The following is a 16,165-nucleotide window of genomic DNA, read 5'->3' as shown; positions in this document are numbered from 1 at the left end:
TTTAAAATTAGGAGGGTTCCAAAATGGAAGCACGTTTAAAAGAGCTAAAGCAAAAAGCGTTAGAGCTTATTGAAGAAGCGAAAGAGCTAAAGGGCTTAAACGACGTACGCGTAGCGTATTTAGGAAAAAAAGGTCCAATTACAGAAGTATTACGCGGCATGGGAAAATTATCAGCAGAAGAGCGTCCACGTATGGGAGCATTAGTAAATGAAGTACGTGAAGCGATCCAAACGCGTCTAGAAGACAAAATTGGTAACTTAGAAAAAGCAGTAATTGAAGCGAAATTAGCTACGGAAACAATTGATGTTACATTACCAGGTCGTCCTGTTGAAACAGGTTGTCACCATCCGTTAACAGCTGTTGTTGAACAAATTGAAGATGTATTCATCGGTATGGGTTATGAAGTAGCTGAAGGAACAGAAGTAGAAAAAGACTACTACAACTTCGAAGCACTAAACTTACCGAAAGATCACCCAGCACGTGACATGCAAGATACATTCTACATTACAGAAGAAACGTTACTACGTACACATACATCTTCTGTGCAAGCACGTACGATGGAAAATAATAAAGAAAAAGGCCCAATCAAAATTATCTGTCCTGGTAAAGTATATCGCCGCGATGATGATGATGCGACGCATTCACATCAGTTCATGCAAATTGAAGGTCTTGTAATTGATAAAAACATTCGTATGAGTGACTTAAAAGGTACACTGCAAGTATTCGTGAAAAAGATGTTCGGTGAAGATCGTGAAATCCGTCTTCGTCCAAGTTTCTTCCCATTCACAGAGCCATCTGTAGAGATGGATATTTCTTGTATGATGTGTCATGGCAAAGGTTGCGGCACTTGTAAAGGAACTGGCTGGATTGAAATTTTAGGCGCAGGTATGGTTCACCCGAACGTACTTGAAATGGCTGGTTATGATTCAAAAGAATATCAAGGTTTCGCATTCGGTATGGGCGCAGAGCGTATCGCAATGTTGAAATACGGCGTAGATGACATTCGTCATTTCTATACAAATGATGTACGTTTCTTACAACAATTCAAACGAGCGTAAGGGAAGGAGAGGATAAATATGTTCGTATCATATCGTTGGTTACAAGAGTATGTAGATATTAAAGATGTAACAGCACAAGAACTAGCAGACAAAATCACGAAAAGTGGTATTGAAGTAGAAGGTGTTGAAGTATTAAATAAAGGTGTAAAAGGTGTTGTAGTTGGTCACGTATTAGAATGTGAAAAACACCCAGAAGCTGATAAATTAAGCAAATGCTTAATCGATATCGGTGAAGAAGAGCCAGTTCAAATTATTTGTGGAGCTGCTAACATTGCAAAAGGTTTAAAAGTACCAGTTGCAAAAGTTGGTGCTGTACTTCCTGGTAACTTCAAAATTAAAAAAGCAAAACTACGTGGTGAAGCTTCTCACGGTATGGTTTGTGCTCTTCAAGAGCTTGGCATTGATGGAAAGTTAGTTTCAAAAGAATATGCAGATGGCATCTTCATCTTCCCAAGTGACGCTGAAGTTGGTGCAGATGCACTTGAAATTTTAAACTTACACGATGAAGTACTTGAGCTTGGCTTAACACCAAACCGTGCAGATTGCTTAAACATGTTAGGTGTTGCATATGAAGTGGCTGCTATTTACGGCCGCGAAGTAAAACTTCCAGCTATCGAATTACAAGAAACAGCAGAAAAAACTTCTGATTATATTTCTGTAAGTGTAGAAGCGAAAGAAGAAAACCCATTATACATTGCAAAAATGGTTAAAAACGTAAAGATTGGTCCATCACCAATGTGGATGCAAACTCGCCTTATGGCAGCTGGTATTCGTCCAATTAGCAACGTAGTTGATATTACAAACTACATTTTAATGGAATACGGTCAACCGTTACATGCATTCGATTACGATAAATTAGGTTCAAAAGAAATCGTTGTTCGTCTTGCAAAAGAAGGCGAAAAAATTGAAACGTTAGATGATCAAGAGCGTACATTACAAAGCCACCACCTTGTAATTACAAACGGTACAAAAGCTTTAGCTGTTGCTGGTGTGATGGGCGGAGCGGATTCTGAAGTTACAAATGAGACAGTAAACGTTCTAATTGAGTCTGCATACTTTGCAGGTCAAACAGTGCGTCGTACATCAAAAGACTTAGGTCTTCGTAGTGAATCAAGTGCACGTTTCGAAAAAGGAATCGACCCAACACGTACATTTGAAGCAATTCAACACGCAGCTGCTTTAATGGCGAAATATGCTGGCGGTGAAGCACTTGAAGGTGTAGTAGAAGCTGACAACTTACAAGTACAAGAGCGTACAGTATCTGTTACTGCTGAAAAAGTAAACCGTGTATTAGGTACAAATATTTCTGCGAGTGAAATGGGTACAATGTTCACAAACTTGAAATTCCCATTCACAGAAGTAGAAGGAACATTCCATGTAAATGTACCAGCACGTCGTCCTGATATTACAATTTCAGAAGACTTAGTAGAAGAAGTGGGCCGTCTATACGGTTATGACCACATTCCAGTTACATTACCTTCTGGAACAATGACTCGTGGTAAATTAACATCAGCACAAACGAAACGTCGTAAAGTACGCCGCTTCTTAGAGGGTGCTGGTTTATATGAAGCAATCACGTATTCATTAACAAGCGCTGACAAAGCGAAACAATACATGGTTGAGCCAAACGAAAAAGCACCTGTAAACCTTGCGCTTCCAATGAGCGAAGAGCGCAGCCAACTTCGTTTAAGCTTAGTGCCACAATTGCTAGAAGCAGTTTCATACAATGTTGCTCGTAAAAACGACAGCGTTGCTTTGTACGAAGTAGGTTCTATCTTCTTACCAACAGAAGCAGGAGAACTTCCGAAAGAAGAACAACACCTTGCAGGTGTTATGACAGGTCTTGCTCTTCACCATGCATGGCAAGGTGAGAAGAAAGTAGTAGACTTCTTCGTTATGAAAGGTGTACTAGAAGGACTATTCGACGTACTTGGCGTTTCAAACCAAATCACATATGCACCAGCAAAACGTGAAGGTATGCATCCAGGCCGTACAGCTGATATCGTATTAGATGGCGAAGTAATTGGTTTCATCGGTCAATTGCACCCAGAAGCAGAAAAACAATTAGATGTGAAAAATACATTCGTATTCGAACTATCTCTTGTAAAAGTATTCGGTGCAGACGCAGAAGAAACTTACTACTCAGCAATTCCACGTTTCCCATCTATGACACGTGACATGGCTGTTGTAGTAACAAAAGAAACAAAAGCTGGTGAAATGAAGCAAGTCATTGCTGAAGCTGGCGGAGAACTTCTGAAAGACGTAACACTATTCGACTTATACGAAGGTGAAAAAATGGAAGAAGGCAAGAAATCACTTGCATTCTCTATGACTTACTTCGATGCAGAACGTACGTTAACAGATGAAGAAGTAACAGAAGCGCATAACCGTGTATTAACAACGGTAGAAGAGAAATTTGGTGCGGAGTTACGTAAGTAATTAGAAAATTGCCGGATTCATTCCGGCAATTTTTTTTATTGCACAATCGTCGACAGATGTCGGTAAGTCGATATATTACAAAAATCGCTTATATATTTTCTGGCATCTTGCATCTTTCTCTCGAATGTAGTACATTAATTTTAGTTTAACAAAATGAAAGACGATGATAAGGAAAAGTAGTATATACTATAATCCAAAGCGAGTCAGGGGCGGTGAGAGCCTGATGAGGCGGTATATGTGAAGAACACCTTGGAGTTGCTAACCGAAATTGAATCTTGTATTCAAGAGTAGACTTAGACGGGAATCCGGCCTGTTACAAACCGGGAAGTATGTATTACATACGAGTTAAAGTTGGTCTTTATGACAAATTGGGTGGTACCGCGAAGTTTAACCTTTCGTCCCTTTATGGATGAAAGGTTTTTTTGTATTTAAATATATCAGCAAAGGAGAATTTCACTATGGAAAACACATTAGTAAAAAGTCTGTATAGAGATACAGAAAAGTATGCAGGTCAAACAGTACAAGTATCAGGGTGGATTCGTAACTTACGTGATTCAAAAGCATTTGGTTTCATCGAATTAAACGACGGTAGCTTCTTCAAAAGCGTTCAAATCGTTTTCGATACAGAATTAGAGAACTTTAAAGAAATTGCAAAGCTTCCACTTAGCTCTTCGGTGAAAGTAGAAGGTAAAGTAATTGCAACGCCTGGAGCGAAGCAACCATTTGAAATTAAAGCAGAAAAAATTGATATCGAGGGCTTATCAGATTCTGATTACCCACTTCAAAAGAAGCGTCATACGTTTGAATACTTACGTACAATCGCTCACTTACGTCCAAGAACAAATGCATTCTCTGCAACGTTCCGCGTACGTTCTATCGCAGCATTTGCGATTCACCAGTTCTTCCAAGAGCGTGGATTTGTACATGTCCACACACCAATCATCACTGGTAGTGATACAGAAGGTGCTGGCGAAATGTTCCGCGTAACAACGCAAGATTTAAATAACGTACCAAAAGGTGAAGACGGAAAAGTTGATGAATCAAAAGACTTCTTCGGTAAAGAAACAAACTTAACAGTAAGTGGACAGCTGAACGCTGAAGCGTATGCATTAGCATTCCGTGATGTATATACATTCGGACCTACATTCCGTGCGGAAAACTCAAACACAACTCGCCACGCTGCTGAGTTCTGGATGGTTGAGCCTGAGATTGCATTCGCTGAGTTAGGCGATGTAATGGATCTTACAGAAGATATGCTGAAATATGCAATGAAATATGTATTAGAGCATGCACCAGAAGAAATGGACTTCTTCAACAGCTTCGTTGATAAAACAGTTCTAGAGCGTATGAACAACGTGATTAACTCTGACTTCGGTCGCATCACATATACAGAAGCAATTAAAGTACTTCAAGAATCAGGTGCTGACTTCAAATACCCAGTAGAATGGGGTATTGACTTACAAACAGAGCATGAAAGATACTTATCAGAAGAGATCTTCAAACGCCCTGTATTCGTAACTGACTACCCGAAAGACATTAAAGCGTTCTACATGCGTATGAATGAAGATGGAAAAACAGTAGCTGCTACTGACCTTCTAGTTCCTGGCATCGGCGAATTAATCGGCGGAAGTCAACGTGAAGAAAGAATGGACGTTTTAGTAGACAGAATTAAAGAATTAGGTATGAACGAAGAGGACTACTGGTGGTACTTAGAACTTAGAAAATACGGCGGTACAAAACACGCTGGATTCGGTCTAGGTTTCGAGCGCTTCCTAATGTACATCACTGGTATGGCTAACATCCGTGACGTAATTCCATTCCCAAGAACTCCAGGTTCTTCTGAGTTCTAAAATGTGAAAAAAGCGAGAGGATTTCCTCTCGCTTTTTATTTTGCATAGTTTATTACCCTGTAGCAAAAAGTAACGCGAAGGGGTGAATATAAATGAGTAAAAAAGTGAAAAAAGATCATTCAAGATCGGGCCTAGGTTCTCCAGAAGTAGAAGGACAAGGAACGACGACACATGAAACAGGTTCTCATAAAGTACCTTCATCTAATAAGAAGCAGAAACGAAGCTAACATAACAAAGGAGAGTCTTAAGGGCTCTCCTTTGTTATGTGTTACATCATATTATCGTTAATTTCTTTTGTAATCTTATTTATGTCTTTGTCTAATCGATCGAAATAGAAAAACCACAGTAAACTTATGAACACGTAATAGATGGCCATAACGCTAAGGCTATCAGATATGTTTTCGAATGTGGATTTAGTAGTGAAGAAAGTGCCCCAAACAGTAGAAATAATGAAGTAAGAAAGTGGACCTACGAGGTGTATGAAAACATATAATAATTTTTTAACTTTCACAGCGTCCATATGAATTCCCTCCTTATGTAAACAATCCTTTTCTTCTAATCATGAATTCAAATTCCTCACAGAAATGTTGTAGCTTGTTGTGCATCGTGTTTCACGATAAATTTTCGAATCCGAAAATTTAATAGGAATGATCTACCATATCTTTCGATTAAATTTTGGAACTCCTGTTGCTCACTTAATAGTTGGATATTCTCCCTAATTTTGAATTGTCTTTCATGGGATTACCTAGTAAGATGTTTAGAATCATTTATAGAAATAGTAATAGGAATTATCTTCTTTAATTTTAATAATATGTATATTTATGTTGTGACATAATTACAAGGACAATAGTAGGGTGAAACAAAAAACAGGAGTTTGTAGGCTCCTGTTTTTGTCGATACTATTTTAATAAGCGAAACGCCTTCTCTGTATTAGCGAAATGCAGTTTCACAAACTCAGGTAATCGTTCTTTACCAAGCTTTTGAATTAATTTAGCAGCGGCGATATCAACTTGTTTACCAGCACCTTTTGGAAGTGGCATACCAGCTTTTTTACTTAGTTCGTCAAACTGTTTTACGAATGAGTAGCGAGCTAAAATAGAAGCAGCGGCTACTGCTAAATGGACGCTTTCACCTTTCGTAGCGAAATAAACATTTTCACGCTGTACCTGTTTTTGTTTTGCTAAATATTTATAGTATGTATCAGGTTGTGTGAATTGATCGATTAAGACGCCTTCAGGTTTTGTAGGTGCCATTTTAGCTAATAAGTTTGTAATAGCTTTATTGTGTAGTAAAGCTTTTAACTTACCTTGGTTGTTTCCTTTATCAAATAGCTCGTTATATTTTTCATTATGAAGGACAAGGGAGCTGTAAGGAACAACGTGTAGAAGTTGTTTCGCAATGGCAGTAATTTGATCGTCATTTAAGTTTTTAGAGTCTTTTACACCAAGTTCTTTTAGTAGTGGAATTTGCTTTGCATCCACATATACAGCAACGACTGTCATCGGTCCAAAGAAATCTCCCGTACCAACTTCATCAGACCCTACAATAGACATTGTACTGATGGAAGCAGGCGGAGCATAACGATGGGAATCAACAGATTTTTTCACAGCTGTTTTCGGTGTTTGAGAGACAGTTTGCCAACGAGAAGCTTCTGCTTCAGCGCGGCCTCCTTGGAACATTACTTTTCCAGATTTATACGCTGTAATCGTGCAAGATGGTACCTTTGCCATGAAGATCCCGCCTTGCGGAGTTTTCGGGCTAAGCGAATGTTTATATTGTTGTTTCATGTCTTCAATTACTGTAGAATTTGTTAGAATTACGATAGAATTTGACATAATGGTCACCCCTTTTTTTATATTGTTATTTTTATCATATCGGATTGTTCTTTCTGTTTCCATATTATGAAGGTTCATGGTATGATAAACTTTAGGATTCTGTACGTGATTGGAGGCCGGTGAGTTGTCACAACAAAAGGGAAAGAAAAGTCGAATTAATGTAGAAATCTATGGTCAACAATATTCAGTTGTTGGCGATGAAAGTACAAGTCATATCCGCATGGTAGCAGCGATTGTGGATGATAAAATGCGCGAACTCAATGCCAAGAATCCTTCGCTTGACACGAGTAGACTAGCGGTATTGACGGCGGTAAACGTCATACACGATTACATAAAATTAAAAGAAGAACATGAGAAATTGAAAGAAAGTATGACAAAAAAAGGAATGGAATAACATGATTGATATTATTATCATTTTACTGCTTGTTATGGGATTTTTCCTCGGCTTACGCAGAGGGTTTATTCTGCAACTTGTAAAGTTAACAAGCTTTATTATCGCATACCTTGTTGCATACTGGTACTGTAAAGATTTAGCGCCAGCACTTGCGAAATTTATTCCGTATCCATTTGATAAAAACGTATCTGTTCCAGAATGGATTGATGCAAATAATATTGAGACAGTATTTTATCAAGCGCTTGCGTTTATCATATTGTTTATTATCACTAAAATTGCACTTTCATTACTTGGTAATTTGTTAAATATGTTTGCAGAAATACCGGTTTTAAAGCAAGTAAATGCGTTTGCGGGGGCAATCCTCGGATTTTTAGAAGCATATATTATTTTGTTTGTCTTAATTATCATTGGAAATATTCTTCCGATTGAACAAGTACAAACACCATTACAAAAATCATCAATTAGCAAAATAATTGTAGACGATACACCGATTCTATCTGAAAAGGTGAAGGAACTATGGCAGACAGGTAGCAGAGTATAACTTCTCTTTTTTCGGAAAGAGAAGTTTTTTTCTATGAAAGAAAGGCGGGGCAATGATGAAAGTAAATAAAAAACAAGTTATCAAATTATTAGAGACAATCGGGCTTTTTATGGAACTAAAGGGTGCGAATCCATTTAAAATATCTGCATTTCGTAAAGCGGCAGCAGCATTAGAAAGTGACGATCGTAGTCTTTCTGAAATTGAAGATTTCACAAAGATTCCAGGAATCGGAAAAGGAACAGCAGCCGTTATTCAAGAATATATAGAATCGGGAACATCTGAAGTATTGCAAGAACTTGAGAAAGAAGTACCAAGTAGCTTATTGCCGTTATTAAAACTACCAGGACTTGGTGGTAAAAAGGTGGCTAAGTTATATAAAGAACTTGGTGTTGTTGATATGGAATCGCTAAAAGCTGTTTGTGAGGAAAATAAAGTACAGGCTTTAGCAGGTTTCGGTAAGAAGACAGAAGAGAAAATATTAGAAGCAATCGATCAAGTAGGCTCTCGTCCAGAGCGTTTACCAATTGCGATGGTATTGCCTATTGCCGGGGAAATAGAGGAGAAATTGTCGAATATTGCTGAAGTAATTCGTTTCTCTCGCGCTGGTAGCTTACGCCGTGTTCGTGAGACAGTGAAAGATTTAGATTTTATCATTGCAACGACAGAACCAGCAGCGGTACGTGAGCATTTACTACAATTCGATAATATGATTGAAGTAATCGCAAGTGGAGATACAAAAGTTTCTGTCCGCCTTCAATATGAATATGATATTTCAATCGATTTTCGTTTAGTAAAACCAGAAGAGTTTATTACAACTCTTCACCATTTCACAGGATCAAAGGACCATAACGTAAAAATGCGTCAAATCGCAAAAGATAAAGGCGAGAAAATTAGTGAATACGGTGTAGAGAACTTGGAAACAGGTGAAGTGAAAACATTTGAGACTGAAGAAGACTTCTTCGCTCATTTCGGTCTGCCATTTATTCCGCCAGAAGTGCGTGAAGATGGAAAAGAAATTGAATTAATTAAAGAGTATCCGAACTTAATTCAGTTTTCCGATATACAAGGTGATTTACATATGCATACAACTTGGAGTGACGGTGCTTTTTCTATTGAAGAAATGGTACAAGCGTGCCGTGCTCGTGGATACAAGTTTATGGCGATTACTGATCACTCGCAATATTTGAAAGTAGCGAATGGTTTAACGAAAGAGCGTCTTCGTGAGCAAGCGAAAGAAATTGAACGTATGAATGAAAAGTATCCAGACATTACAATTTTACGCGGAATTGAAATGGACATTTTACCAGATGCCTCTCTTGATTTTGATGATGAAGTATTAGAAGAATTAGACTATGTCATTGGAGCGATTCACTCTAGCTTCTCACAAGACCGTGAAACGATTATGAAGCGTCTGCGTACTGCACTTGAGAATAAACATGTCACAATGATTGCCCATCCGACAGGACGTCTTCTCGGGCGCCGTGAGGGTTATGATGTAGATACAGATTTATTAATTGAACTCGCAAAAGAGACAAATACAGTTTTAGAATTAAATGCGAATCCGAACCGTCTAGATTTAAGCGCGAAATTATTAAAACAAGCACAAGATGCTGGTGTAAAAGTAGCGATTAATACGGATGCTCATACACTTGAAATGTTAGAAGATATGGAAACAGGTGTCGCTGCAGCACGTAAAGGTTGGATTCAAAAAGATAACGTGATTAACACATGGGATATTGAACGTTTATTAGACTATATTAAACGTAATAAGTAACACAAGGGGGACCTGCAACATGTTAGAAAGAACGTTGCGTGTATTAGAATACAATAAAGTAAAAGAACAATTACTTGAACATACAGCCTCTTCACTTGGCCGTGATAAAGTGAAGAATTTAGTGCCGAGCACTGATTTTGAAGAAATTGTAGAAATGCAAGATACAACGGATGAAGCAGCGAAAGTCATTCGTTTAAAAGGTAGTGCACCATTAGGTGGCATTACGGATATTCGCTCGAATGTGAAGCGTGCAAAGATTGGAAGTATGTTAAGCCCGAATGAACTACTTGATATTGCGAATACGATGTATGGTAGTCGTAATATGAAACGTTTCATTGAAGATATGGCTGATAACGGTGTCGAGCTTCCGATTTTAGAAACTCATGTCGCTCAAATTGTATCTTTATATGAGTTAGAAAAGAAAATTACAAATTGCATCGGTGATGGCGGTGAAGTAGTCGATAGTGCGAGTGATAAACTGCGTGGTATTCGTACTCAAATTCGTACTGCGGAAAGCCGTATTCGTGAAAAGTTAGAAAATATGACGCGTTCTTCAAACGCGCAAAAGATGCTGTCTGACTCGATTGTAACAATTCGTAATGAACGTTACGTAATCCCAGTAAAACAAGAATACCGCGGCGTATATGGCGGTATTGTTCACGACCAATCTGCTTCTGGACAAACATTATTTATTGAACCACAAGTAATTGTAGAATTAAATAATGCACTACAAGAAGCACGAGTGAAAGAAAAACAAGAAATTGAACGCATCTTATTAATGTTAACAGAAGAAGTGGCAGTAGAAGCCGATATCGTTTTATCAAACGTAGAAGTAGTTGCAAATCTTGATTTCATCTTTGCGAAAGCTTTTTATGCGAAACGAATTAAAGCAACGAAACCAATTGTAAATAACGAGCGTTATATGGATTTAAGACAAGCTCGTCATCCGCTAATCGATCCAGAAATTATTGTGCCAAATAACATTATGCTAGGTAAAGATTTCACAACAATTGTTATTACAGGACCGAATACAGGTGGTAAAACAGTTACGCTGAAAACAGTTGGTATTTGTGTATTAATGGCGCAATCTGGTCTTCACATTCCAGTAATGGATGAGTCAGAGATTTGTGTATTTAAAAATATCTTTGCTGATATCGGTGATGAGCAGTCGATTGAACAAAGCTTAAGTACGTTCTCCTCACATATGGTGAACATTGTAGATATTTTAGAAAAAGCTGATTTTGAAAGCTTAGTTTTATTTGATGAATTAGGTGCTGGAACAGACCCGCAAGAAGGTGCTGCACTAGCAATTTCGATTTTAGATGAAGTATGTAACCGCGGTGCTCGCGTTGTTGCTACGACGCATTACCCAGAATTAAAAGCATACGGATACAACCGTGAGCAAGTTATTAATGCGAGTGTTGAGTTTGATGTAAATACATTAAGTCCAACTTATAAATTATTAATCGGTGTACCAGGTCGCAGTAACGCCTTTGAAATTTCGAAGCGCCTTGGATTATCTGATCGCGTTATTGACCAAGCACGTAACCATATTAGTACAGATACAAATAAAATTGAAAATATGATTGCGAAGTTAGAAGAAAGCCAGAAAAACGCAGAGCGTGACTGGAACGAAGCAGAGGCACTTCGCAAACAATCTGAGAAACTTCATCGTGAGTTGCAACGTCAAATTATTGAGTTTAACGATGAGCGTGATGAAAAACTATTAAAAGCGCAAAAAGAAGGGGAAGAAAAAGTCGAAGCTGCGAAGAAAGAAGCAGAAGGGATTATTCAAGAACTTCGTCAATTGCGTAAAGCACAGCTTGTAAATGTGAAAGACCATGAGCTTATTGAAGCGAAGAGCCGTCTAGAAGGAACAGCGCCAGAGCTTGTGAAGAAACAAAAAGTAAACGTGAAAAACACTGCGCCGAAACAACAGTTACGCGCAGGTGATGAAGTAAAAGTATTAACGTTCGGTCAAAAGGGTCAATTACTTGAAAAAGTAAGTGATACAGAGTGGAGCGTACAAATCGGTATTCTGAAGATGAAAGTAAAAGAATCTAACATGGAATACATTAACACACCGAAGCAAACAGAGAAAAAAGCAGTCGCAAGTGTGAAGGGTAGAGATTACCACGTTTCATTGGAACTTGATCTTCGCGGTGAACGTTATGAAGATGCAATGATGCGCGTTGAAAAATATTTAGACGATGCCCAGCTTGCAAGTTATCCTCGTGTATCAATCATTCACGGTAAAGGAACAGGAGCGCTTCGCCAAGGTGTACAAGATTACTTGAAGAAGCATCGCGGCGTGAAGAATTACCGTTACGGTGACATGGGCGAGGGAGGCCTAGGCGTAACAGTTGTCGAATTAAAATAGCAAACAACGAAACAAAGGGGAAACCATTATATGTTTATGGACAAACTTGCAAAAGTATTGTTAGCTTGTTGTGGAATATTTTTGGTGATTGGGGTTATTTATTTAGTTGTTTTTGCGAAGTGAAAAAGCGTCAATCGTGGCATAATGATATTGCCATAGATTGACGTTTTTATTATATATGAAAAGGAATAAAACATGAAAATCAACCAATACATAAGCGAAGCAAAATCATGCTCAAGACGTGAAACAGACCGCCTTATTAAAGCTGGACGCGTGGCTATTAATGGCGAAATATGTACGCACGGTGCACTTGTGAGCGATGGTGATGTTGTAACGATTGATGGACAGGTTATTGCGAAAGAAGAGAAAGAAAAGGTGTATATCGCATTCCATAAACCAGTCGGAATTACTTGTACAGCAGCTGATCATATTGAAGATAATATTATTGATTATATCAATTACCCAGAGCGAATCTTTCCAGTTGGGCGATTAGATAAAGCATCAGAAGGACTTATTTTATTAACGAATGATGGCGCGATTGCCAATCAAATTTTACACGGTGATCACGAACACGAGAAAGAATATGTTGTCACAGTCGATAAACCTTTTACGGACTGGTTTATTGATGAGATGTCCAGCGGTGTAAAGATTAAAGATGGTATGACGAAGCCGTGCAAAGTGACGAGAGTCGATCAATCAACATTTCGTATCGTTTTAACGCAAGGAATGAACAGGCAAATTCGTAGAATGAGTCGTGCTTTCGGATTTACTGTAATAAAGCTAAAGCGAGTGCGCATTATGAATATAGAGCTAAATGAGCTTGGAGTAGGAAAATGGCGGAACATTGCAACTGAGGAATTAGAGATATTAAAAGGGCAGTTATAGGGAGGAAAAATTTTCTCCCTATATTTTTTTGTCAGAAAAAATAAAACTATTGATTTTTTAAAAAATAGCCCATATAATAAAAAACAACAAGTTTCGACAAGATATTTTATAAAAGTAATGATGAGGACATGAGTTGTATTTTACGATTCTCAGAGAGGGGAGCCTTAGGCTGTGAGCTTCCTAATACGAAAAGACAAGCTTACCACCTCTAAACTTCAAGAGTGAACTGCATACATGATGCATTGTAATTCTTGACGGATAAAACCGTTATCAATTTACACGAGCTATAAAATGAGCTTATTTTGCTATAAATTCATTTTATTAGAATAAGGGTGGAACCACGATTTCAACACTCGTCCCTTTGTTAGGGACGGGTGTTTTTTGCGTTCTTTTACGGGGAAGTATGCTTGAAAGAGGATATGTGACGGATTTAAAATCAGAATATTTTGTCAATTAATTATTTTAGGAGGTTAGTAGAAATGAAATCATCTTTAAAGTTTTCAGAGATGTTTGCAATAAGTTTAATGTTATTTGCACTGTTTTTTGGTGCAGGCAATATGATTTTTCCACCAGCGTTAGGGCAAGGTGCTGGAACGGACGTATGGATCGCGCTGTTTGGTTTTATCGTAACAGGGGTTGGACTACCTTTATTAGGAGTAATTGTTATAGCTTTAAAGGGAGATATTAATGAGCTAGCAGGACGTGTACATCCTATATTCGCACTTGTTTTTATCACTGCAATTTATTTATGTTTAGGCGTATTTGTAAGTGTGCCGCGTACAGGAACAGTAGCTTATGAGATGAGTGTTGCACCGTTTTTACCAAGTGAGATAGCTGGTCAGTCATATCCACTTGTTATCTTTACACTTATTTTCTTTGCAGTCACTTTCTATTTAGCTTTAAATCCTTCGAAATTAGTGGGGCGTATTGGTAAAGTACTAACTCCAATATTATTAGCAGTTATTGCAATTATCGTAGGTAAAGCACTTATTACACCAATTGGAGAATTTGGTGCACCGACAGAAGCGTATAGTGCTCCTCTCTTCAAAGGATTTATTGATGGATATTTAACTTTAGATGGACTTGCAGCACTTGTTTTCGGAAATGTTGTAATTCATGCGTTAAAAGAAAAAGGCATTACAAATAAAAATAGTATTGCAAAAGTAACAATCTTTGCAGGATTTATTGCAGCACTTGGTTTACTACTTGTATATTTAGCGCTTGCGTATCTTGGAGCTTCTAGTGTATCGCTTGGAATGGGCGCAAACGGAGGAATTATTTTAACAAATGTCGTGAATCATTTATTTGGTAGCTACGGAACTTTATTACTAGGGATCGCAATTACAGCAGCATGTTTAACAACTTCTGTAGGTATTGTTGCAGCTTGTGGTGATTACTTCTCTTCCTTATTACCAAAGCTTTCTTATCAAAAAGTCGTTTTCATTTTCTGTGTATTAGCATTTATGGTAGCAAACCTTGGGTTAACTCAGTTAAATGCATTAGCATTACCAATCTTAATCGCCATTTATCCAATTGGAATCGTACTTATCGTATTATCACTTGTTGAAAACTACGTTCGTCTTCCATTAGCGATGTATGTGGGCGGGATTGTAGGAGCATTTGCAATAAGTTTCTTTGATGGGTTACACAATGCAAACCTTCAAATTGCAGCGCTAGCACCTATTTTAGATAAGATTCCATTATATAGTGTAGGAATTGGTTGGTTAGTTCCAGGCATAATCGGTATAGGATTTGGTTATATAGTTTCTAAGTTTCAAAAGCAGGAAATTGCTGTAGAAAAATAGAGAAAAGAGGCTTTCTATAATAGAAAGTCTCTTTTTTTGTAGAAAAAGCCACATATAGAGAAATTCAGATATTAAAAATTTTATACGTAATATAGTTGACAAAAAATTTATGAGTAGGCTAAGATTGACTTAGTTGTGGAAATATTGGAAGGGAAGTGAGGGAAAAGGGTTTTCTATAACTAAAGTGTTGTTAGGGGGAAGAGGTGAAAGAAGAGGAGAAGAGATAGTTTATTTTTTTTGATTTATATTGAGAATGATAATCAATAAATAAGTTTTGAAATTTTTTCTCAGTTTCTATGCCTTCATATAAGGAATAGGGTGAGATATTATTTTTAACATTAAATGAGAATGATAATCAATAATACTTATATTACATAAAAGAATGCTAATTAAATAATAGGTAGAAGAGATTATTTTTTTCTTATAAATTGAGAATAATTATCATTTTCAAAAAGTGAAGTGAAAGATAACAAAGGAGGAAACAAGAAAAATGAAAAAGGTTTCTGTATTACCCGCTTTTATTATAATGTTCGTATGTATGCTAGCTTTTCTTGTAATGCCATACGGGAATGCTTCAGCAAAACTAGCTGATGGTACTTACGATATTAATTACGTAATTCAAAAAGCGGAAAATGATTCAGCTTCAATGGCAAATGACTATTTTGAAAAGCCAGCAAAATTAATAGTGAAAAACGGTGAGATGAGAGTACAAGTTCCGATGAATCATAGTGCTTGGATTACAGAATTTAAAGCACCAGAGAACGGGAATTTTGTTGATGCGAAAGTTGTTAGTAAAGATGAATCGGCAGATAAAAGAACAGTAGAGTTTAAAGTAGATGATTTATCCAAACCAGCAGCTGTAAAAATCCATGTTGTTGTACCAAATGCAAACTATGACCACCACTACACAATTCGTTTTGCTTTTGATGCAAATGTAAAAGCTGTAGGTGGCGATAACGGTGTAGCTGCTACAACAAAAAATAATGATCAAGCGAAAACAGATACACAAGTAAAAGAAGAGAAAACAAAAGTAGAGAGTAAGGAAACAGCTAAAGAAGCGAACAAAGAAACAAAAAATGAAAATGGAAAAGCTGAAAAAACAGATAACCCAAAAACAGGCGATGAAGCACGTATTGGATTGTTTGCAGCGTTAATTCTTATTTCAGGTGCTTTCTTAATTCGTAAAGTGAAATTGAGTAAATAA

13 protein-coding genes, 1 pseudogene and 2 other annotated features are annotated in these 16,165 nt (G+C 37.5%); of the genes and pseudogenes, 11 read left to right on the top strand and 3 right to left on the bottom strand.

From position 1 onward, the window contains the following. Positions 1–23 precede the first annotated feature (23 nt). The 4 genes from pheS to ACS2FK_RS04380 all read left to right on the top strand — a co-directional run bounded on the left by pheS (position 24) and on the right by ACS2FK_RS04380 (position 5,574). Positions 24–1,058 (top strand): phenylalanine--tRNA ligase subunit alpha, encoded by a 1,035-nt coding sequence (gene pheS, locus ACS2FK_RS04395; RefSeq protein WP_000388220.1) that lies wholly within the window; start codon positions 24–26, stop codon positions 1,056–1,058. An 18-nt stretch (positions 1,059–1,076) separates the two neighbouring features. Continuing rightward, complete coding sequence (gene pheT, locus ACS2FK_RS04390; RefSeq protein WP_000498195.1) at positions 1,077–3,497, top strand: phenylalanine--tRNA ligase subunit beta; 2,421 nt, start codon at positions 1,077–1,079, stop codon at positions 3,495–3,497. Positions 3,498–3,651: 154 nt separating this feature from the next. Next, positions 3,652–3,903: a binding site (T-box leader), on the top strand. A gap of 52 nt (positions 3,904–3,955) precedes the next feature. Then, positions 3,956–5,347 (top strand): asparagine--tRNA ligase, encoded by a 1,392-nt coding sequence (gene asnS, locus ACS2FK_RS04385; protein WP_000432188.1) that lies wholly within the window; start codon positions 3,956–3,958, stop codon positions 5,345–5,347. A 92-nt stretch (positions 5,348–5,439) separates the two neighbouring features. Beyond that, the gene (locus ACS2FK_RS04380; protein ID WP_000039588.1) at positions 5,440–5,574 is read left to right on the top strand and encodes a YuzL family protein; all 135 of its coding nucleotides are present in this window, start codon (positions 5,440–5,442) and stop codon (positions 5,572–5,574) included. Positions 5,575–5,615: 41 nt separating this feature from the next. Here the strand turns inward: ACS2FK_RS04380 and ACS2FK_RS04375 are convergent, their stop codons facing one another. The 3 genes and pseudogenes from ACS2FK_RS04375 to rnhC form a co-directional block, all read right to left on the bottom strand. Then, complete coding sequence (locus tag ACS2FK_RS04375; RefSeq protein ID WP_000340262.1) at positions 5,616–5,867, bottom strand: hypothetical protein; 252 nt, start codon at positions 5,865–5,867, stop codon at positions 5,616–5,618. 13 nt (positions 5,868–5,880) lie between these two features. After that, positions 5,881–6,114 (bottom strand): annotated as a pseudogene (locus tag ACS2FK_RS04370) (hypothetical protein). Positions 6,115–6,246: 132 nt separating this feature from the next. Further along, positions 6,247–7,182: a ribonuclease HIII gene (rnhC, locus tag ACS2FK_RS04365; protein WP_000071564.1), complete on the bottom strand. Its 936-nt coding sequence runs from the start codon at positions 7,180–7,182 to the stop codon at positions 6,247–6,249. Between the two features lie 124 nt (positions 7,183–7,306). On the opposite strand from rnhC, the gene zapA reads away from it, so the two are divergent. The 7 genes from zapA (at position 7,307) to isdC (ending at position 16,165) form a co-directional block, all read left to right on the top strand. Beyond that, entirely contained in the window at positions 7,307–7,576 is a 270-nt protein-coding gene (gene zapA / locus ACS2FK_RS04360; RefSeq protein ID WP_000082701.1) for a cell division protein ZapA, read from the top strand. A 1-nt stretch (position 7,577) separates the two neighbouring features. Further along, a complete protein-coding gene (locus ACS2FK_RS04355; RefSeq protein WP_063548736.1) occupies positions 7,578–8,117 on the top strand; it encodes a CvpA family protein in 540 nt (179 codons plus the stop codon). Between the two features lie 55 nt (positions 8,118–8,172). Next, entirely contained in the window at positions 8,173–9,891 is a 1,719-nt protein-coding gene (gene polX / locus ACS2FK_RS04350; protein WP_000867533.1) for a DNA polymerase/3'-5' exonuclease PolX, read from the top strand. Between the two features lie 19 nt (positions 9,892–9,910). Then, positions 9,911–12,271, top strand: a complete 2,361-nt coding sequence (locus ACS2FK_RS04345) for an endonuclease MutS2 (protein ID WP_000893743.1) — start codon at positions 9,911–9,913, stop codon at positions 12,269–12,271. 195 nt (positions 12,272–12,466) lie between these two features. After that, positions 12,467–13,156 carry a 23S rRNA pseudouridine(2604) synthase RluF gene (locus ACS2FK_RS04340; RefSeq protein ID WP_000700737.1) on the top strand — a complete coding sequence of 230 codons (690 nt, stop codon included), beginning with the start codon at positions 12,467–12,469 and terminating at the stop codon, positions 13,154–13,156. A gap of 108 nt (positions 13,157–13,264) precedes the next feature. After that, positions 13,265–13,520 (top strand) — a binding site (T-box leader). Between the two features lie 115 nt (positions 13,521–13,635). Further along, positions 13,636–14,961, top strand: coding sequence for a branched-chain amino acid transport system II carrier protein BrnQ6 (gene brnQ6, locus ACS2FK_RS04335; RefSeq protein WP_000842650.1), 1,326 nt, complete (start codon positions 13,636–13,638; stop codon positions 14,959–14,961). Between the two features lie 490 nt (positions 14,962–15,451). Then, complete coding sequence (gene isdC, locus ACS2FK_RS04330) at positions 15,452–16,165, top strand: heme uptake protein IsdC (RefSeq protein WP_000757939.1); 714 nt, start codon at positions 15,452–15,454, stop codon at positions 16,163–16,165.

The organism is Bacillus cereus group sp. BceL220 (genome assembly GCF_051776965.1).
Classification (GTDB): domain Bacteria; phylum Bacillota; class Bacilli; order Bacillales; family Bacillaceae_G; genus Bacillus_A; species Bacillus_A cereus.
This window is presented reverse-complemented; position numbering and strand designations above follow the sequence as displayed.